This window comes from Sphaerisporangium fuscum, from assembly GCF_018531465.1.
In the GTDB taxonomy this organism is placed as follows: Bacteria; Actinomycetota; Actinomycetes; order Streptosporangiales; family Streptosporangiaceae; genus Sphaerisporangium; species Sphaerisporangium fuscum.
In genome coordinates, this window is the sequence record NZ_JAHDTF010000011.1 from 121,985 (window position 1) to 140,894 (window position 18,910).

14 protein-coding genes are annotated in these 18,910 nt (G+C 72.7%); 8 read left to right on the forward strand and 6 right to left on the reverse strand.

Annotated features, from left to right (window positions below; genetic code table 11):
* The first annotated feature begins 123 nt into the window (after nt 1–123).
* Both KIK05_RS14240 and KIK05_RS14245 read left to right on the forward strand, forming a co-directional pair.
* On the forward strand, nt 124–1,437 hold the full coding sequence (locus KIK05_RS14240) for an ROK family transcriptional regulator (RefSeq protein WP_214411162.1): 1,314 nt from the start codon (nt 124–126) through the stop codon (nt 1,435–1,437).
* A 41-nt stretch (nt 1,438–1,478) separates the two neighbouring features.
* Nucleotides 1,479–1,991: an isochorismatase family protein gene (locus KIK05_RS14245; RefSeq protein ID WP_214411163.1), complete on the forward strand. Its 513-nt coding sequence runs from the start codon at nt 1,479–1,481 to the stop codon at nt 1,989–1,991.
* A gap of 80 nt (nt 1,992–2,071) precedes the next feature.
* On the opposite strand, the gene KIK05_RS14250 is transcribed toward KIK05_RS14245, so the two are convergent.
* Nucleotides 2,072–2,779, reverse strand: a complete 708-nt coding sequence (locus KIK05_RS14250; protein ID WP_214411164.1) for a DUF998 domain-containing protein — start codon at nt 2,777–2,779, stop codon at nt 2,072–2,074.
* A gap of 90 nt (nt 2,780–2,869) precedes the next feature.
* On the opposite strand from KIK05_RS14250, the gene KIK05_RS14255 reads away from it, so the two are divergent.
* Both KIK05_RS14255 and KIK05_RS14260 read left to right on the forward strand, forming a co-directional pair.
* Nucleotides 2,870–3,511, forward strand: coding sequence for a TetR/AcrR family transcriptional regulator C-terminal domain-containing protein (locus KIK05_RS14255; protein ID WP_214411165.1), 642 nt, complete (start codon nt 2,870–2,872; stop codon nt 3,509–3,511).
* Between the two features lie 13 nt (nt 3,512–3,524).
* Nucleotides 3,525–4,130, forward strand: coding sequence for an ABC transporter substrate-binding protein (locus KIK05_RS14260; protein WP_214411166.1), 606 nt, complete (start codon nt 3,525–3,527; stop codon nt 4,128–4,130).
* Nucleotides 4,131–4,191: 61 nt separating this feature from the next.
* On the opposite strand, the gene KIK05_RS14265 is transcribed toward KIK05_RS14260, so the two are convergent.
* Both KIK05_RS14265 and KIK05_RS14270 read right to left on the reverse strand, forming a co-directional pair.
* On the reverse strand, nt 4,192–6,369 hold the full coding sequence (locus tag KIK05_RS14265; protein ID WP_214411167.1) for a discoidin domain-containing protein: 2,178 nt from the start codon (nt 6,367–6,369) through the stop codon (nt 4,192–4,194).
* An 89-nt stretch (nt 6,370–6,458) separates the two neighbouring features.
* Nucleotides 6,459–9,419, reverse strand: a complete 2,961-nt coding sequence (locus KIK05_RS14270; protein ID WP_250562769.1) for a discoidin domain-containing protein — start codon at nt 9,417–9,419, stop codon at nt 6,459–6,461.
* A gap of 340 nt (nt 9,420–9,759) precedes the next feature.
* Here KIK05_RS14270 and KIK05_RS14275 point away from each other — a divergent pair, with 340 nt between their 5' ends.
* The 4 genes from KIK05_RS14275 to KIK05_RS14290 all read left to right on the forward strand — a co-directional run bounded on the left by KIK05_RS14275 (nt 9,760) and on the right by KIK05_RS14290 (nt 15,563).
* Nucleotides 9,760–11,109: a DUF1996 domain-containing protein gene (locus KIK05_RS14275; RefSeq protein ID WP_214411169.1), complete on the forward strand. Its 1,350-nt coding sequence runs from the start codon at nt 9,760–9,762 to the stop codon at nt 11,107–11,109.
* Between the two features lie 81 nt (nt 11,110–11,190).
* A complete protein-coding gene (locus tag KIK05_RS14280) occupies nt 11,191–11,772 on the forward strand; it encodes a DUF305 domain-containing protein (protein ID WP_214411170.1) in 582 nt (193 codons plus the stop codon).
* 71 nt (nt 11,773–11,843) lie between these two features.
* Nucleotides 11,844–14,474 carry a glycoside hydrolase family 3 C-terminal domain-containing protein gene (locus KIK05_RS14285; RefSeq protein ID WP_214411171.1) on the forward strand — a complete coding sequence of 877 codons (2,631 nt, stop codon included), beginning with the start codon at nt 11,844–11,846 and terminating at the stop codon, nt 14,472–14,474.
* A gap of 45 nt (nt 14,475–14,519) precedes the next feature.
* A complete protein-coding gene (locus KIK05_RS14290) occupies nt 14,520–15,563 on the forward strand; it encodes a LacI family DNA-binding transcriptional regulator (protein ID WP_214411172.1) in 1,044 nt (347 codons plus the stop codon).
* On the opposite strand, the gene KIK05_RS14295 is transcribed toward KIK05_RS14290, so the two are convergent.
* From KIK05_RS14295 to KIK05_RS14305, 3 genes are read right to left on the reverse strand one after another with little or no spacing between them, the layout of a single operon-like run.
* The gene (locus tag KIK05_RS14295) at nt 15,551–17,149 is read right to left on the reverse strand and encodes an amylo-alpha-1,6-glucosidase (protein ID WP_214411173.1); all 1,599 of its coding nucleotides are present in this window, start codon (nt 17,147–17,149) and stop codon (nt 15,551–15,553) included. The genes KIK05_RS14290 and KIK05_RS14295 overlap by 13 nt on opposite strands.
* Before the next feature lies 1 nt (nt 17,150).
* The gene (locus KIK05_RS14300; RefSeq protein WP_214411174.1) at nt 17,151–17,972 is read right to left on the reverse strand and encodes a carbohydrate ABC transporter permease; all 822 of its coding nucleotides are present in this window, start codon (nt 17,970–17,972) and stop codon (nt 17,151–17,153) included.
* Nucleotides 17,973–17,981: 9 nt separating this feature from the next.
* On the reverse strand, nt 17,982–18,908 hold the full coding sequence (locus KIK05_RS14305; protein ID WP_308249913.1) for a carbohydrate ABC transporter permease: 927 nt from the start codon (nt 18,906–18,908) through the stop codon (nt 17,982–17,984).
* Nucleotides 18,909–18,910: the final 2 nt, after the last annotated feature.

Below are 18,910 nucleotides of genomic sequence, written 5' to 3' on the forward strand. Positions count from 1 at the left end.
GGGGGCGGTGTGCAAGCCATGGGAGCGCTGTCATGGCTTAATTTAGAGCTTGAGTTAATACCTGAGAGAAGTGTCCGGTCAAGGATCACAAGCGCGATAGGTTGCTGTCAGGAAAGGATCCGCATGCCCAGGCCCAACAGACAGACCATCCGTGACCTGCGCCGGAACAGCCGCAGCGCGGTATTGCAACAGTTGTATTTCGACGCTCCCATGAGCAGGCAGGCCCTCGGCGCCGCGACCGGCCTGAGCTCGGGGTCGATCAGCACGATCGTCGCCGAGCTGGTCGCGGAAGGGCTGGTGGAGGAGGCCGGCACGGTCGACTCCGACGGGGGCCGTCCCCGCGAGCTGCTGCGCGTGTCCCCGGGGTGTGCCCACCTGATCGGCGTCGACGTCGGCGAGACCCGGGTCACGGTGGAGCTGTTCGACCTCGGTCTCACGGAGCTGGCCCGCTGCGAGCATCACCTGGAACAGGGCGGCTACGACGTCGACTCGATCGTGCGGCACATCGGCGAGGGCGTGGCGGACGTGATCGCTCGGGCGGGCATCCCGCCCGAGCGGCTGCTCGGCGTCGGCGTCGGTGTGCCCGGAATCGTGGAGCGCGACTCCGCCGACGGCGCCGTGGTGTACGGGCAGACCATCGGCTGGGACGCCGTCCCGCTGGAGGCCCTGCTGCGCGCCGCGGTCGACCTCCCGCCGGGCGCGGGCCTGTACATCGAGAACGGCGCCAAGACGCTGGGCAGGGCCGAGATGTGGTTCGGCGGCGGCCGCGGCGTCAGCGACGCGGTCATCGTCCTGTTCGGCTCGGGCATCAGCGCGTGCATCGTCACCGGGGGCACGATCCTGTCGGGCACCCGCAGCAGCGCGTCGGAGTGGGGGCACAGCACCGTCCACGTCCGCGGCCGCCGCTGCCGCTGCGGCTCGCCCGGGTGCCTGGAGGCGTACGCCGGGGCCGAGGCGCTGATCCAGCGCTGGCGCGAGGCCGGCGCGGTGCTCCCGCCCGACACCGACGAGGAGACCGCGGTCGCCCTCATGCTCGCCGCCGCCTACCCGGTGGACGGCGGCGCCCCCGACCCGGTCGCCGCCGCCGTCCTGGAGGAGACGGCCGAGTACCTCGGCGCGGGACTGTCGACGCTGATCAACCTCTACAACCCCGAGCGCGTGCTGCTCGGCGGATGGGCCGGGCTCCAGCTCGCGCCCTACATCCTGGACTCGGTGCGGCGCCACGCCACGGCGTACGCCCTGCGGCACCCCGCCGAGCGGGTCACCGTCGAGCCGGGACGGCTCGGCCCCGACGCCGTCACGGTCGGCGCCGTGACGCTGCCGCTCGCCGAGTTCTTCGCCCGCGGCGGACGCCGGGACGAGCCCCCGGGGGAGGCCGAGGCCGTGACCGAGCGCGCCGGCTGGCGGGCGGCCCTCGGCGACCGCCGGTCGAGCTGAGCGTCGGCGTGGTCAGACGGGTGGCCGCTACCATGCCGATCATGGACAAACTGGATCCCCGCCACACCGCGTTGGTCCTCATCGACCTGATGACGCGCATCGTTGAGCAGCCTACTGCGCCACATTCCGGACCTGCCGTGGTCGCCCGATCCCTCTCCCTGGCCGAGGGGGTGCGCAAGGCGGGAGGTCTCGTGGTCGCCGTGCGGGTCGAGCGGCCGGGCGTCGCGGAGCAGCCGCCGGGCAGCGAGTTGGTGGATGGGGTGGCCGGCGACCTGGAGATCGTGAAGGGCACCTGGGGCGCGTTCCACAACACCGGCTTGGAGGAGGTGTTGCGTGAGCGCGCCATCGACACGCTGATCATCACCGGGGTCGCCACGAACTTCGGCGTCGAGCAGACCGCGCGTTTCGCCGACGAGTTCGGCTTCAAGGTGATCTTGCCCGAGGACGCGGTCACGGCACTCGACGCGCACGCCCATGAGTTCGCCTTCGACTACATCTTCCCGCGCATCGCCACCGTCTGCACCACCGCCGAGGTCCTGGCGGCCCTGGACTGAGATCGGAGCTGCTGTGGGGGGCCTGCGCCGCCTCGTCCCGGGCCGTGGGCTCGGAGCGGGGCAGGCGGGCCCGTGTCCATCTACGAGGCGAACTTGGTGAGCCGGTGGCCGGGCGTCGCCGGCGCACGTCGCCTGGCGGCCGCGTCCCGGATCAGGCGAAGCGCGACCAGGCCCAGCCAGGCGAAACCGATGGCGAGGCTGACACGGTTCCACAGGCCGTGGCCATGGCCGACCTGGGTCTGGAAGTCGTACTGCGCGGCCGCCGGCATGAACGTCGCCGGCGTGGCGACGGCGGTGACGAAGGAGTACCACATCCAGGCGCGCCGCCGTTCGGCGCCGAAACGCCGGCCGAGGACGCAGGCGAGCGCGGCGAGGGCGAGATACACGGCGAACGGCATGAAGCCGTGAATCGTGCCGTGGAGCGTCGGTTCGTCGGGCACTGAGCTGTCCGGGTGGTAGCCGGGCGTGGGGTCCATGCTGAAGACGCCGGCCGTGATGAGTGCCAGACCGCAGGCGGCCGCCAGGATCGGCGCCGAACGAGAACCGCGACCGGTGGGCAGCGCCCGCCGCAGCCCGGCGGCGAAGGCGATCAGCAGCAGGCCGGTGACGATGAAGTTCGTGATCTGGATCCAGCCCCACCGGCCGAGGCTGAGTTCGCTGATGAAGTGGTCCACGGACCGGTAGCCGGGGCGCAGGGCGCCCTCGATGAGGATCACCACGACGAACAGCGGCGCGGCCAGGCCGCAGGCCAGCAGAGTACGGATCGGCGCCGGACGGGACCGGATCATCGTTCACGCTCCTTAGCAATGCTAAATGACTGGGCTCGGCAACAATGCCTTAGCGTTGCTAAGCTGTCAAGGGTTCAGAACGGAGACAGCGTGGACCGAGAAGAGATCGTCAGCGCGGCACTGAGCCTGCTCGACGAGACCGGGCTCGACGGGTTGACCGTGCGCCGCCTGGCCGAGCACCTCAACGTGAAGAACCCTGCGCTCTACTGGCACTTCTCGAGCAAGCGGGCGCTGCTCGACGAGATGGCGCAGATGCTCCAGTCGCGGCAGGACTTCGGGCCGCCGCGAGACGGCGAGTCCTGGCCGCAATGGCTGACCCGGCGGGCACGCGAACGCCGCCAGGTCCTGCTGTCCTGCCGGGACGCCGCCCGGCTCGTGGCCGGCACCCGAGCGGGACCGGCCCTCATCGAGAAGTTCGAAGCCGAGTTGAACGCGCTCGTCGCCGCCGGATTCACACCGGCGCGAGCACTGCACGCCATCGGCACCATCACCCGCTACGTCAACGGCTTCGTTCTCGACGAACAGGCCATGACCGAGCACACCGAGGATGCCCGGCGGCCACCGGCCACCGCCGACGTCTTCGCGGCCACTCCCACCCTCGCGGCGGCCATCCGGGAGGCCGGTGACAGCGACGCGGCGTTCGAGGAGGGACTGCGCGTCCTGATGGCCGGCATCGCGGCCCGCAGCGGGCAAGAGGTCGACCCGGCCGCCACGCGTTCAGCCGAAGGTTGATCCGGGCCCGGCCGTGATAGGGGGTCGAGATGACATCGAGCGGGCCTTCACCGCGCTGGGCGGCCGGGTGCCGGATCGCTACGACGTGGAGGAAGGCCAGGACACCTTCCCGGCGCTGCCCCGCGAGGCCGACGTGGTCTTCTACGGCGGGACGTTCGAGGGAGCGCCGCTGGTGCGGCACATGCGCGAGCAGGGCTCGACCCGGCTGCTGGCGACCGGCGACGGCTGCTGGGACCTGGCCGATTTCCTGCGTCCCGCCGGGCGGGCCGCGACCGAGGGCGAGGGGACGCTGGTACTGTCGGCCACCCCGCAACTGGGCGAGGTGAAGGGGTCATCGGAGTTCGCCGAGCGGTACGAGCGGCGTCACGGCCCCGTCAACAACTACGCGGTCAACTCCTATGACGCCGCCCGCATGCTGCTCGACGCGGTGGCCGCCGGCGGCGACCGGGAGGGGACGGCGGCGGCGCTGCGCGGGCAGCGGTTCCAGGGCATCGCGTACCGCTCGCCCTCGGCCTGGGACGACCGCGGCGACAACGTCGCCACGGTGACCGCGCTCCACGTGGTGGACGACGGCCGCTTCCGGCAGGTCGCCGAGTACCCGGCCGCGGCGCCCGAGTGAGGCCGAACGCGCCGGGATCCGTGTGCCGGGATCCGCTCCCCGGCACACGGATCGGGCGGGGTCACGGATAGGTGGTGACCGTCGAGGGGATGGTGTCGGTCCCGTACGCCGGGGCGCCGGTGTCGTTGACCACGTGGTTGTACCGGCCCTTGCCGCCGAGGGAGACGACCAGGAGGCTGTGGAACTTCACGCCCGCCTTCACCGGGACCTCGAAGCCGTGGTCCACCTGGATGGTGGGGTCGCTGGTGAAGACGCAGTAGCTGCCCAGGCCCCAGCCCTCGTGTGTGTTCACCGACGGGGCGACCTTGTAGGCGGCCCAGCCCTTCACGCCGCCGTTCATGTACGCCGCCTGGTTCGGCGGGTCGTACGGCAGCTCGTTCTGGAAGAAGATCGTCCGCCCGCGTTCACCGAGCCACTCGACGTTGTACTTCTTGAAGTGCTCGACGAACAGGCCGGTGGCCAGCACGTCGTCGCCGTACACCCGCAGGCCGTAGTCGGCGGCGTTGACGTCCCAGCCGACGCCGTCGCCGTGGTCGGCCCGCCAGATCCAGGTGTGGTCGATGATGGTGTCGTCGGCGTACACCACCACGCTGGTCGTCGCTTTTCCGGCGAACTGCCCGCCGATCCGGGCGAACACGTCCTGGACGCTGATCGGGTCGGCGGCGTGGTCGGTGTGGACGCCCTGACGGCCGATCTCCAGGAGCGTCGGCGAGTTGACCGTGCCGGCGTCGATCAGGAAGCCCGACAGCTTCACCCCGTCCACGTCGGCCACCTTCATGGCCGTGACGCCGCCGTCCGGGACCAGCGTCGCGAGGCCGAGCCCCATGACGATGGTGCCGGGCCTGGTCACCTCGATCGTCTGGTCCAGGTGGTAGATGCCGGGCGTGAACAGCAGGTGCAGTCCCTGGGCGAGCGCCCGGTTGAGCGTGGCGGCCGTGACCCCGGGCTTGGCCACGTAGAACTGGGTGAGCGGGACCGACGTGCCCGGCGTCGGGCCGTTCGCCCAGGTCGTGCCCCGCGCGTTGGCGCGCTTGCCGGGGACGAGCACCGCGTAGTCGTTCCCGTTGAGGTAGAGGTACGGCTTCTCACGGCTGACGGGGGTGGTGTCGAGCGTGGTGTAACGCGGCTCGGGGAAGCCGGTGGCGGGAGCCCCCTGCACGCCGGAGAACACCATGTTCCAGACGCTGTTGGACCAGCCGCCGATCGAGCTGTCCCTGGTGTACCACTGCTGCTGGGAGTACGACCCGACGGTGCCGTCGATCCTGCTGTCGGCGATGTAGCCGCCGGACGCCCAGCCGTAGCCGCTCGGTGCGAGGTTCAGCCCGCCGCGGATGTGCATGCGGCGGAACGGCGCGGCCTGCGCGACCGCCCACCGGTCGGTGCCGTCGTAGGGGTTGACCGACAGGTTCTCGGTGGAACGCCAGAAGTTCTGGGTGGCGTTGCCGTTGAACCAGCCCGCGTCCACGCTCACGCCCCGGACGGTGACGTCGTCGGGGTTGCGTCCGAGGCCGTGCACCGAGGTGTAGAAGCCGGTGTCGACGTTGACGTCGTAGCTGCCGGGCTTGAACAGCAGGGCGTACCGGCCGGTGCCGAACTGCGCGGCCTCCTGCTGCTTGAAGATCTGGTCGATCTGTCCCTGGATCGTCGCCGAGGACATTGACGGGTCGAAGACCTTGACGTTCGGTCCCAGGTCGCCGCCGCCGGGGAGCTGCGGGTCGCCCCCGCCCGTGACGTGCACGGCCACCTCCCACAGCGAGTAGCCGTAGCCGGTGCCGCGCGCGGTGCCGTTGATCCGCAGGTAGCGGCCCGAGCCGGCGACGTCGTAGGAGGCGGTGCCTCCAGTGCCGCCGGTGACCGTCTTCAGCACGCTCCACGTCATGCCGTCAGCGGAGGCCTGGATGGTGAAGTCCTTGCCGTAGGCGGTCTCCCAGGACAGGTCGACCTTGCAGATGTCGCGTACGGCGCCGAGGTCGACCTGCACCCACTGGGGGTCGCTGAACGCGCTGGACCAGCGCGTCCCGGGGTCGCCGTCGAAGGCCGCCGAGGCGGGGGTGCCCGCGCCCTCGGTCGAGGAGGCCGTGGCCGGCCTGTTCAGCGCGGCGTCGGCCGTGTCGCAGGCGGCGAGGGCGGCGGTGTCGCGGCCCTGGGAGGCGTCGGCCGGCGCGGGCGTGACCACGGACGGCGTGACCAGCAGGGCGGCCAGGACCGCGAGCGCGGCCGGGGTTGACCTTTGTCTCATGTCCTTCGCTTTCGTCGGGGGGTGGTGCGGCGCGCGGGAGCGGGGAGCTCTCCCGCGCGCCGCGACGCGGAGGTGGTCGACCGGCCGCGTCAGCTGTAGACGCCGAACTCCCACAGCGAGTAGCCGTATGGGGTGCCTCGCTGGGTGAGGTTCAGCCGTACGTACCGGGCGGAGGCGTTCAGGGGGATCTGGTCGAAACCGCCGTCGCCGGTGGTGGTGCCGTAGACGGTTGTCCAGTCGGCGCCGTTGGGCGAGGTCTGGATCTGGTAGGCCTTGCCGTAGGCGGCCTCCCAGCCGAGCAGCACCTGCTTGAACGCGGTGACCTGGCCGAGGTCGACCGTGATCCACTGGGCGTCGGCCCACTCGCTGGCCCACCGCGTGGTGAAGCTGCCGTCGGTGGCGCGGTCCGGTGTGAACGGCCCGCCGTCGCCGGTCGCCTGGTGGCTGGAGGCGGTGGTCGGCCTGCCCTTCGCCACGTCGGTCCCGTCCACCGACGGCGGGACCACGCGGAACGAGCGCTGCTCGATGCCCACGCCGCCCTGCCCGTCGTAGGCGTAGACGTACACCTTCCATACGCCCAGTTGCTCGGGGGCGGTGACGGTGAACCGTCCCGGCGCGGTCTGGGTGAAGGAGACGTGGCGCAGCCCGCCGCTCCCGGTGACGTACTTGTCGCTGAACATCAGGTTGTAGCGGATCGGGTCGCCATCGGGGTCGGTGACCGCCGCGTCCACGGTGAAGGGACGGCCGGCCTGAACGGCGGTCTGCGTGCCCACGGTCATCGAGGTGATCTGCGGCGGGGTGTTCGCCGAGACCTGCCCGCCGTAGGCCTGCGCCAGCGCGTGGTACCCCAGCCGCCGCCACCCTCCGGTGAGGACGTTCAGCCAGACCCCGCCGAAGTCGTCCTCCAGCCCGTAGTTGAACGCCGTCATGCCGAGCGCCACCCCGGGGTGGTTCCGGACCGCGTTCCAGCTCGCGGTGTACATGTCGCGTTTCTGCTGGTCGGACGGCTCGGCGGGGCGGCCGTTGACGTCGTCCGGGACCTCCCACTCGCCGTCGGGCCCGGCCTCGGTGACGATGTACGGCTTGGTGTACCCGCCCTTGACCCAGTCGTCCTTCACGCTCTTGAGGGCGCCGTAGCTGTTGACGGCGAGCAGGTCGAGCGCCGGGGAGTACGCCTTGTAGTACGCCCAGGCGCCGGTCCAGGCGTCGGTCGAGGTGACCGGGTGGCCGGGGTCGGCGGCGTGGATCGCCTCGGCGAGCTCGTTGACGAACCTCGCGTAGGCCACCCGCCGCTGCTCGACCACGTCCGCGGGCAGGCCGTGGTCCTGCATGGTCAGGATGACCTCGTTGCCGACGTTCCACATCAGCACGCCCTGGCGGTTCTTCAGGGCGTTGACCCGGGCGACGATCTCGTTCTTCACGCTGGTCTTGTAGGCGGTGTCGTTGACGTAGTCGGCGCCCTGGTTGAGCCAGTGGCCGACGACGACCCTGATGCCGTGCCGGGCGGCGGTGTCGAGCAGGCCCGGGGTGGCCGCGTCGTCGACGCCCCAGATGCGGATCGTGTTGACGCCCATCGCGGCCAGGTCCCGCATGTACGCGTCGGCGGCTCCCTGCGGCGGGCCGTAGGTCACGCCCTTGACCAGGTACGGCCGGCCGTTCACCTGCAGCTGCCAGTCGCCCTGCGAGCCGGTGACCTTCACGACGCTCGGTCCGGCGGGGACTGCCGGGTCGGTCATGGCCGGCGGGGTCGTGCCCGCCTGCCGGGCGACCGAGATCCAGTCCACGCTGAGCACGCCGCCGGAGGTGGTGGCCGCCGTCGGCGTGGCTCGGCCGGCGATCGCGTCGGGCAGCGAGCCGCCCATGGCGAGGTCCAGGCGCAGGGAGAAGCCGTGGTGGACGGCGGCGTTCCACGCGGCCAGGCCGACCTGGCTCTCGCGGACGACCCAGGTCTGCCTGCCGTCGAGGTAGAAGCGGATCTCCTCGTCGGTCCTGGTCCGGTCGATCACCTGGCTGTACTCGTGGTAGTCGCTCTGGCAGCCGCCGCAGGTGGCGAAGCCGCTGGTCCGGCCGTCGTACTCGTTGCAGGCTCCGCCGGGGGCGGTGCCGCAGTGCAGGGTGGTGGCGAGCTGGTCGCGGCCGTTGACGTCGGTCATGATGTCGGTCTCGCCCACCGACGGCCAGTTGGTGTAGTTCCCGCGGAAGGCGGCGCCGGTCGCGCGGAAGCCCGGCCAGTAGCCGAGGGCGCCGGGGACGTCGGGCTGCCTGATGCGGGCGCTGAACCTCAGCATCTCGCCCGGCTTCGGCTCGAAGTCGGTGCGCTGGGTCTCGACGCGCCCGGAGGTCCAGCCGCCGGAGGCGTCCCTGATCGCCTTGATGTCCAGGTGGCCGGATCCGTCGAGGAACACGTTGGCGGTCGAGGCGCTCATGGTCTCGACCTCTCCGGTGCCCCATTTCGCGGCGCCGCCCGGATACTGGGTGCCGGTGCGCAGGATCCAGTCGGAGGCGGCGGGGGAGGCGCCGTTCTGGCCGGCGAAGTCGTCCCGCCACACCTCGGTCCAGCCGTCTCCGGGAGGCGGGCCGGTCTGGCCGTAGACCTGGAACTCCCACAGGGAGTAGCCGTAGCCGGTGCCGCGCGCGGTGCCGTACAGCCGCACGTACCGGCCGGTGCCGGTGACGGCGAGGGTCTGGGTGCCGCCGGTGCCGGAGGTGGTGGAGTACACGTCGGTCCAGCTCTGCCCGTCGGGCGAGGTCTGGACGCGGAAGGCCTTGCCGTAGGCGGCCTCCCAGACCAGGACGACCTTGCTGATCGTCGCCTGGGCGCCGAGGTCGACCTGCAGCCACTGGGGGTCGCCGAACGAGCTCGACCATCGTGTGCCGGTGTCGCCGTCCACGGCGGCCGCGGCCGGGTAGGCGGCGCCTTCCGACGAGGACGCGGTCGCCGTCCTCCCCTGCGACAGCAGGGTGTCGGCCGCGGCGGCGGGGCCGGTGAAGGCCAGGCCGGAAAGGAGCAGCCCCACCAGGGCGACGACGACCAGGGCTGGTCGCGGCAAGCCGGTACTTCGAGCTGGACGCACTGTCTCTCCTCGGGACATGGGGGGTGGCCGCCGCACCGGCGACAGAGGGGAGAGCGCTCTCCGTAGCAGCGAGGGTGCCGGGGAAATCGGACCCAGTCAAGGCCCATTTCCGACGATCTAGAAATGCGCCGCTCATCCGCGCGAAACATTCCGGCGGAGGGCGGTCCGGATCCTCGCAGGTCATGGGGTTGAGGTGTCGGCGCGGTGAACTTCTCTTTTCGGTCGGAGTCACCGCGCCTTGACAAGCCCGGCCCGAGACCCGACTCTCATTGGAGAGCGCTCTCCTTGCCGTCCGACGGTCCCCCAAGGAGAGATCATGAAATCCTCCCGAAGCCCCGCCAGGCTCAACCTGGCCCTGTTCGCCGGCGCGCTGGCCACGGTCGTGGCCGCCGCGCTGCTGATGATCGCGCCGGCGCGCGCGGCGGACGCCCTGCTCTCGCAGGGACGCGTCGTCACCGCCTCCTCGGTGGAGGGGGCGGGGTACGAGGCCGGTGCCGCCGTCGACGGCGACACCGCGACCCGCTGGTCCAGCCTCGCCGCCGACCCGCAGTGGCTGCAGGTCGACCTCGGCGGCCCGGCGACCGTCTCGCAGGTCGTGCTGGTCTGGGAGGGCGCCTACGCCAAGGCGTTCAAGCTCCAGACCTCGCCCGACGGGCAGAGCTGGACCGACGTGTACTCCACCACCTCCGGCACCGGCGGCACCCAGACCCTCGCCGTCACCGGCACCGGCCGGTACGTGCGGCTGTACGGCACCGCGCGCGCAACCGGCTACGGCTACTCCCTGTGGGAGTTCAAGGTGTACGGCACCGGAGGCGACGGGACCACGCCCCGGCCGAGGCCGACCTTCACCGACCAGGTGACGCACCACGAATTCCAGGCCAACTGCTCCTGGACGGCCAACCGGCCCGACGACCCGATCGTCTTCCCCGGCCTGCCGGGCGCGTCCCACATGCACACCTTCGTGGGCAACAGGACCACCAACGCCGGCAGCACGGCGTCCTCGCTGCTGGCCGGCGGCACGTCCTGCACCAACCCGCACGACCGGTCCGCGTACTGGTTCCCCAGCTTCTACAAGGGCGACCAGCTGGTCCAGCCGACCGGGAACCAGGTGATCTACTACAAGTCCGGGATCCTGGAGTACTGGCGCGTCCAGCCGTTCCCGCAGGGGCTGCGCTTCGTCGTGGGCAGCCCGACGGCGACCCTGGAGCAGTTCCGCGACTCCCCGGGCGCGGTCGAGGGCTTCGAGTGCGGTGACGTCTCCCACAGCTGGGACATCCCGCAGTCGTGCCCGGCGGGCACCCAGGTCAACGTGCGCTACCAGGCGCCGAGCTGCTGGGACGGCGTTCACCTCGACAGCGCCGACCACAAGAGCCACATGGCCTACCCGGCCGGCGGCTACTGCCCGGCCAGCCACCCGGTCGCCGTGCCGATGCTGGAGTTCAAGATCGCCTTCCCGGCCAGTGGCGACCTGTCGCAGGCGCGGCTGGCCAGCGGGCGCGGCTACACCTGGCACTACGACTTCTTCAACGCCTGGGACGACCCCGCGATCCTGGACGCGCTGGTGACCCACTGCATCAACGGCGGCCTGCAGTGCGACCCCCGCGGCTACGACCAGTACAAGCCGCACCGCGGGGCCGCCCTCACCGAGAACTTCGAACTGCCCTGACGCCCGGCTCCTCCGGGAGGTGATCACCGTGCCGGGCGCCGGAGGCCCCCGCCCGGCACGGACCGAATCGAGAGGCTCCATATGAGAGGCGTTCCCGCGGCGCCGGCGCGGCTCCTGGTGTTCGGGGCGGCGTTCGCCCTGGTGACAGGCTGCCTGGTCCGCTCGGCCGCCCCCGCACCGCACCACCCGCTTCCGGCGGCCGTGGCCCCCGGGTTCAACCCCACCGACAGGGCCTGGCTGCAGCTGATGTTCGCGATGGAGGAGCGGGTGCTCCCCCTGCTCGATCTCGGCGCGCGACGCGGGCGCTCTCCGGCCGTACGGCGGCTGGCGGGCCGCATCCGGCCGGACCACGCGACCGGGCTGGGGCGCCTGCGGGACGGGCTCCGCCGTGCCGCGCTGCCCGCCCGGAACGTCCACGAAGGCCATGACATGCCCGGCATGGTGACCCCCGCCAAGCTCGCGGCGCTGGCGGCGACCACCGGCGCCGCCTTCGACCGGCTCTTCGTGACCCGGCTGCGCGAGCACCTCGACCAGACGGCCATGGTGTCCCGCTCGGAGCGCCTATCGGGTGCGGACCGCGCCACGAAGGACCTCGCCGCCGCGATCGAGCGGAGCGGGGCGGCCGAACGCCGCCTGCTGGACGGGATCCAGGACGGCGGCTGAGCCCCCCGCCCTCGGCACGCTCCGCACGGGCGGGGACGCCGTGCGGATCTCGAGCACAGCGATCTCCCACGATGAAGGGAACATGTGTGATCAACGACGACGTCGATCGCCTGGTGCACAAGCTCGATCTGGACCAGAAGTCCCGGCTGGTCACCGGCGCGAGCGTGTGGCGGACCCATGCCGAGCCGGGCATCGGGCTGCGGGCCATGGTGTTCTCCGACGGCCCCGCCGGCGTGCGCGGTGAGGGCTGGGACGAGCGCGACACCTCCCTGACCCTGCCCTGCCCGACGGCGCTCGCCGCGACGTGGGACGAGGACCTCGTCGCGCGGCTCGGCGGGCTCCTCGCGGCCGAGGCGCGGCGCAAGGGCGTGGACGTCCTGCTCGCCCCGACGCTGAACCTGCACCGCTCTCCGCTCGCCGGGCGCCACTTCGAGTGCTACTCCGAGGACCCGGTGCTGGCCGGCCGGATCGGCGCGGCCCTCGTCGGCGGGGTCCAGGCGGGCGGGGTGGCCGCGACCGCCAAGCACTACGTCGCCAACGACTCCGAGACCGAACGGCTGACCCTCGACGCCCGCGTCGACGAGCGGACCCTGCGCGAGCTGTACCTGGCGCCGTTCGAGGCCGTGGTGGCGGCGGGCGTCTGGGTGGTCATGTCCGCCTACAACGCGGTGAACTCGATCACGATGTCGGAGAACCCGCTGCTCGCGACCCCGCTGAAGGACGAGTGGGGGTTCGACGGCGTGGTGGTGTCGGATTGGGGCGCCGTCCGCTCCACGGCCGCCGCGGGCCGGGCCGCGCAGGACCTCGCCATGCCGGGCCCGGACGGCCCGTGGGGGCGGGCGCTGGCCGCCGCCGTGCGCGCCGGGCAGGTGCCCGAGGCCGCGGTCGACGACAAGGTGAGACGTCTGCTCCTGCTGGCCGCCCGGGTCGGCGCGCTCGACCTCCCGGCGGACGACTCCTGGCCGCCGGTCGCCCACTGCCCCGCGCTCGGCACTTCGCCGTCGTCCCCGCGGGGACCCGCGCCGGGCAGCGAGGCCGGCGCGGGCCGCGACGAGGGTGCGGAGCCGGCGGACGGCGAGGCGCGCGCAGGTCGCGGCGGGAGGCCGGAAGCGGCGGAAGGGGCGGACGGCGAGGCCGGTCGGGACGAGGGTGCGGAGGCGGCACGAGGGGAGGAGGCCGCGCGCACGCTGCTGCGGCGCGCCGTCGCCGCGAGCGCGGTGCTGCTGCGCAACGAGGGCGGGCTGCTGCCCCTGGACCCCGCGCGCCCGCGCCGGGTCGCGGTGCTCGGGCCCGGCGCCGCCACCCCCCGCGTCCAGGGCGGCGGCAGCGCGGGGGTGTACCCGCGGCGCACGGTCTCGCCCCTCGACGGCGTCCGCGAGGCGCTGCCCGCGACCGTGGAGGTGGTCCACGCCGCCGGCGTCGCCCGCGGCGCCGGTCCCACCGCCCTCGGCACCGGCAACGCCCGCGACCCGCGCACCGGCGAGCCCGGCCTGCTGGTGCGGCTGCTGGACGCCGCCGGGCGGGAGATCCACGCCGAACACCGCCTGACCGGCCACGTCCCGGAGCCCGCGCGCACCGTCCGCTCCAGCGCGGCGGCCGTCGAGATCCGCGCGCTCCTGCGCCCTGACGTGAGCGGCCCGTGGGAGCTGGGCGTCGCGGGCTGGGGGCGCGTCACCCTGGAGGCGGACGGCCGCGTGCTGGTCGACGAGGAGGTCGAGCGCGACACCGACGACCCGGCGACCGTGCACCTGTCCCCGCCGTACCGGACGGCACGGCTGGCGCTGGAGGCCGGCCGCGAGGTCGAACTGGTGTCCCGGCGGCGCCTGGACCCCGGGACCGGCGTGGCCTCGGCGCTGGCCGCCGACCCGCCCCGGCCGGACGAGACGGCCGGGGTGCGGGCCGCGGCCGGCCTCGCGCGCTCCGCCGACGTGGCCGTCGTCGTGGTGGGGACCGGCCCGGAAGCCGAGAGCGAGGGCGCCGACCGGACGGACCTGGACCTGCCAGGCCGCCAGGACGAGCTCGTGCGGGCGGTGGCGGCGGCGAACCCGGCCACCGTCGTGATCGTCAACGCCGGCGGCCCCGTCGCCCTCCCGTGGCGGGATGAGGTGCCCGCCGTGCTGCTCAACTGGTTCCCCGGGCAGGAGGCGGGGCACGGCCTGGCGGACGTCCTGTTCGGGCGGGCCGAACCCGGCGGGCGGCTGCCCGTCACCTTCGCCGATCGGTCGCTGACCTCCACCGTCCCCGTGGACGGCACGCTCACCTACGCCGAGGGGCTGGACATCGGCCACCGCGCCTGGCTGCGTCAGGCGGAGCCGCCGGCGTACTGGTTCGGGCACGGGCTGGGCTACACGACCTGGGCGTACGAGGAGCTGTCCGTGCCCGCCGAGGCCGCCCCAGGCCTGCCCGTGACGGTCCGCGTGCGGCTGCGCAACACCGGCGCGCGGCCGGGACGCGAGGTCGTCCAGGTGTATCTCGCCCGGCCGGGGTCGGCGGTCGCGCGCCCTGCGCGCTGGCTGGCGGGCTACACCCTGGCCGGCGCGCGGCCCGGTGAGACGGCCGAGGCCGAACTGCGGCTCCCGGCGCGGGCCTTCCAGCACTGGGACACCGAGCGCGGCGCCTGGCGCACGGAGGCCGGACGCTTCACCGTCCTCGCCGGCCGCTCGTCCGCCGAGCTTCCGCTCTCGGCCGCGATCCGGGTGTGAGGCGCCTTGGAGAGCGCTCTCCCTTTCTCTGCTATAAAGGCCCCCATGAGCCCCCACCTCCGGCCGGCGTCGGAATCCCTCCCCACCCTGGAGGACGTGGCCCGCGCGGCGGGCGTGTCGCGCGCCACGGTGTCCCGTGTGATCAACGGCGTCCGCAACGTCGACCCCGCCATCCAGGAGGCCGTCAGGCGCGCCGTGGAGGAGACCGGGTACGTGCCGAACCGCGCGGCCCGCTCCCTCGTCACCCGGCGCACCGGCGCGATCGCGCTGGTGGTGTCGGGCGCGGGGGACGAGTCGGGGCTCTCGAACATCCTGACCGACCCGTTCTTCGGCCGGGTGGCCGCCGGGATCGTCTCCTTTCTCCGCCCCCGAGGCGTCCACCCGCTGCTGATGTTCGCCGAGACCGCCGAGAGCCAGGCGCAGGTGCTCACCTCGCTCCGGCAGGGCAACGCCGACGGGGCCGTGCTGGTCTCCACCCACGCCGACGACCCGCTCCCCGCGCTGCTGGTCGAGGCGGGCCTGCCGGCCGTCCTGTTCGCCAAGCCCGCGCGGCCGATCCCCATCAGCTACGTCGACCTCGACCACCGGGCCGGCGCCAAGCTCGCCGCCGACCACCTCCTGGCGCGGGACCGCCGCCGCATCGTCACGATCTCCGGCCCTCTCGACGTGCCCGCCGGTCAGGACCGTCTGGCCGGCTTCCGCGACGCGCTGGCCGCGCACGGCCGCGCCTACGTCCCCTGCGCGGAGGGCGGGTTCACCTACGACAGCGGGGAGGCCGCCATGGAGCGGCTCCTGGCCGAGCATCCCGACCTCGACGGCGTCTTCGTGGCCAACGACCTCATGGCCCAGGGGGCCCTCCCGGTGCTGCGGCAGCACGGCCGGCGGGTCCCGGAGGACGTCGCGGTCGTCGGCTTCGACGACAGCAGCGCGGCCACCGCCTGCCGGCCGCCGCTCACCACGGTCCGGCATCCCGTGGAGGACATGGCCGCCGAGATGGCCCGCCTGCTCCTCGACCACGTCGAGCGGCCGGGCCTGCCCCCCACCTCAGTGATCTTCGACCCTGCCCTCGTCGTCCGTCAGTCCACCTGAGCCTCGTCGTCGCCGGCCATGGCCGCGAGGTCGAGGAAGAGGGCGGACGACCAGCCGAAGCCCGACGTCGCGCGCTTCGCCCGGGCCCCGGTGAGCGGGTTCCAGTACTCGTACAGGCCGCCGCCGTCGCGCACCATGGCCAGCGTCCGCTCGGCCAGCTCGGCGGCCACGACCGGGAAACCGGAGCGGCGCAGGCCGTCGACGAGCAGGTGGTTGACGTTCAGCCAGACCGGGCCGCGCCACATGGCGTCCGGGTCGAAGTCGGGATCGTCGAACGCCACGCTCGGCACCGGCCCCTCGCCCCAGAAGCTCGGCGAGAGCAGCTGCGCCACCAGGGCGACCGCGACCGGCCGGGGCAGCCTGCCGGTCAGCAGTGGCATCAGGTCGAGAGGGGTTCGCGTGGCCGACACCGTCCGCGGGCCCTCGGCGCGGCCGACCAGGGTGACGAAGCGGGAGCCGTTCCAGCGCCGGCGGACCAGCAGGTCGGTGTGCGCCTGGGCGTGGCCCCGCCACCGCTCGGCGTCCTCCGCGCGCCCGAGGGCGTCCGCGATGTCGGCCAGCCGGTCGTACTGCACCGCCAGGTAGGAGTTGAGGTCGGGGGGCTCGGCGCGGGGGCCGCGGTCCCAGATGGGGCTGTCGTCCAGTCCCGAGGAGTAGGGGTGCAGGTACTCCGCGAGCCCGTCGCCGTCGGGGTCGGAGTGGGTGAGCCACCAGCTCTGCGCGCGGACCAGCGGCTCGTACACCTCCGCCAGGAAGCCGGGGTCCGGCGCGGCCCGGTGCACCTTCCACACCGCCCACGCGGTCACCGGCGGCTTGGTGACCGGGACGACGCCGCCGACGATCGCCCCGTCCGTCGCGCCGCCGACGTGCTGCGCGAGCCGCATGTGGTCCGATCTCGGGAGATCGGTGGTCTCGGCGAGCACGCCGCGGTCGTGGATCACGTCGGGCAGCAGGCCGTCGGGGAGCTGGTGGTCGAGCAGGATGCGGATCTGCTCCCGGGCGAGTTCGGGGGCGCCGTGCCGGAGCCCGACGGCGTGGAAGCAGGCGTCCCAGTTCCAGAAGCCGACATATCCGTACTTCGAGGGGATGAGCGCCTCGCGTCCCTGGATGGTCACCAGGTTGACGGCGAGCGTCCACCACGCCTGCTCGGCCCGCTCCCGCAGGTCGGCCCGCACCGCCGGCATGCGGGCGAACCACGCCGCCCACCTCTCGGCGGCCCGGGCGAGCACGGCGGCGGGGTCGTACGATCCGTCGCCGACGAGCGTGAGGCAGTCGCCGGCGTCCGCGCCGCCGCCGTCCCAGACCGCCCGCAGGCCCGCGAGGCCCGGCGCGCCGGTGAGCACGAGCGTCTCGGCGTCGGCGAACGCCAGGCACGGGCCGCCCTCGAACTCCACCCGGTCGGGCAGCGCCCGGCGGACCGAAAGCGGGCGGTCGCCGGACACCAGGCGCAGCCCGGTGAGCACGGTGGTGGCGGCGAGCGGGGTCTCGTACTCCGCCCGCGCCACCTGGAGCGCGCCGTCCTCGGCGAGGGTCACCAGCAGGCGGGAGCCCCGGTCGGTGAAGGGCATCTCGCGCAGGTCGAGCATGTCAGCGTCCTCCCAGGCCGGAGGCGGCCATCGAGTTGATGATCTTCCGCTGGCCGATGAGGAACGCGATCAGCGTGGGCACCACGCAGACCGCCGAGGCGGCGAGCACCAGGCCGTAGTCGACGGCCTGGTGCTCGCCGGCGAACTGGCTGAGCAGCAGCGGCAGCGTCGCCATCTCCGGCGAGTTCAGGAAGATCAGCGGGAAGAAGTAGGAGTTCCAGGAGGTGAGGAAGACGATGATGCCGAGCGCGCCCAGGCCGGGCCTGATGTTGGGCAGCACGATCCGCCAGAAGATCGTCCACCGCCCGGCGCCGTCGATCCTGGCCGCCTCCTCCAGCTCGACGGGCACCGCCCGGATGAACTGGCGCAGCAGGAACACCGCGAAGGGGTTGGCGATGGTGGGCACGATCAGCGACAGATGCGAGTCGATCCAGCCGAACGACGACAGCATCAGGTAGAGCGGCACGACCGTCACCTGCGTCGGCACCATCTGCGTGGCCAAGAACAGCACGAACAGCGCGCCCGACCCCCGGAATCTGATCCGGGCGAAGGCGTAGGCCGCCATGGCGGAGGTCAGCAGCGTGAGCGCCACGTTCACCACGGCGATGTAGAGGCTGTTCCAGTACGCCCGGCCGAACGGCATCTTGGCCAGCGCGTCCGGGTAGTTCTGCGGACGCCAGGGATTGGGCAGCCACGCGAGGGGGTCGTTCAGCATCTGGTGCAGGCCCTTGAAGGAGGTGAGCAGCATCCAGACGAACGGGAAGAGCATCAGCAGCCCGCCGGCGGCCAGCGCGGCGTGCAGAGCAGCCTGACGCAGTCGCATCGAGGCTCCCTAGGAGTCGTAGTGGACGAGGCGCTTCTGCGCCGCGAACTGGACGAGGGTGACCAGCAGCGTCAGCACGAGAAGGATGAGCGCCGCGGCGCTGCTCATGCCGAACTGGAAGTCCTTGAAGCCGAGCTTGTAGACCTGGTAGACGATCGTCTGCGCGCCCACGTTGTCCTTCGGGTCGAGCAGCACGTAGATCTGGTCGAACGCCTGGAACGAGCTGATCACCGCGACCACCGTCGAGAAGAAGATCGTCGGGGACAGCAGCGGCAGCGTCACCGAGCGGAACGTCCGCCAGGCGCCGGCGCCGTCGATGCGCGCGGCCTCCAGGATCTGCGGCGGGATCGTCTGGAGGCCGGCGAGGAAGATGACGACGTTCAGCCCGAGCGACGACCAGATCGTCACCACCGCGATGGCCACGATCACCCAGCCGGGGTCGCCGAGCCAGTCGGGCCCGCTGACGCCGAACCACCGCCGCAGCGACGCGTTCAGCACGCCGTTGTCGTCGTCGGCCAGGATGATCTGCCACATCAGCGCCACCGCGACCGAACTGGTCACCACGGGCAGGAAGTACAGCACGCGGTAGACGTCGCTGCCCTTGATGTTGTTGAGCGCCACCGCGATCGCCAGCGCCAGCCCGAGGCCGATCGGCACGGTCAGCAGGGCCAGCTTCACGGTGTTCCACACCGCCCGCAGGAAGCCCGGGTCGGTGAGCTGGGCGGCGAAGTTGCCGAAGCCGACCCAGGTCTTCTGGCCGAAGCCGTCCCACTGCACCATCGCCAGCACGACGGCGAAGCCCAGCGGGACGACCAGGAAGACGACCAGGGCGGCCAGCTGCGGGGCGAGGAAGAAGGCGGCCCACCAGCCGTCGCGGGTGCGCACCCGCCGAGGGGCCGGTACCGCGCGGGGGGAGACGTCGGCGATCGTGGCCACGG

Excerpts from the sequence above, each read along its gene's own strand:
- KIK05_RS14240 (WP_214411162.1), top strand. The coding sequence starts at position 124 with ATGCCCAGGCCCAACAGACAGACCATCCGTGACCTGCGCCGGAACAGC.
- KIK05_RS14245 (WP_214411163.1), top strand. The coding sequence starts at position 1,479 with ATGGACAAACTGGATCCCCGCCACACCGCGTTGGTCCTCATCGACCTG.
- KIK05_RS14250 (WP_214411164.1), bottom strand. The coding sequence starts at position 2,779 with ATGATCCGGTCCCGTCCGGCGCCGATCCGTACTCTGCTGGCCTGCGGC.
- KIK05_RS14265 (WP_214411167.1), bottom strand. The coding sequence starts at position 6,369 with ATGAGACAAAGGTCAACCCCGGCCGCGCTCGCGGTCCTGGCCGCCCTG.
- KIK05_RS14275 (WP_214411169.1), top strand. The coding sequence starts at position 9,760 with ATGAAATCCTCCCGAAGCCCCGCCAGGCTCAACCTGGCCCTGTTCGCC.
- KIK05_RS14280 (WP_214411170.1), top strand. The coding sequence starts at position 11,191 with ATGAGAGGCGTTCCCGCGGCGCCGGCGCGGCTCCTGGTGTTCGGGGCG.
- KIK05_RS14285 (WP_214411171.1), top strand. The coding sequence starts at position 11,844 with ATGAAGGGAACATGTGTGATCAACGACGACGTCGATCGCCTGGTGCAC.
- KIK05_RS14290 (WP_214411172.1), top strand. The coding sequence starts at position 14,520 with ATGAGCCCCCACCTCCGGCCGGCGTCGGAATCCCTCCCCACCCTGGAG.
- KIK05_RS14295 (WP_214411173.1), bottom strand. The coding sequence starts at position 17,149 with ATGCTCGACCTGCGCGAGATGCCCTTCACCGACCGGGGCTCCCGCCTG.
- KIK05_RS14300 (WP_214411174.1), bottom strand. The coding sequence starts at position 17,972 with ATGCGACTGCGTCAGGCTGCTCTGCACGCCGCGCTGGCCGCCGGCGGG.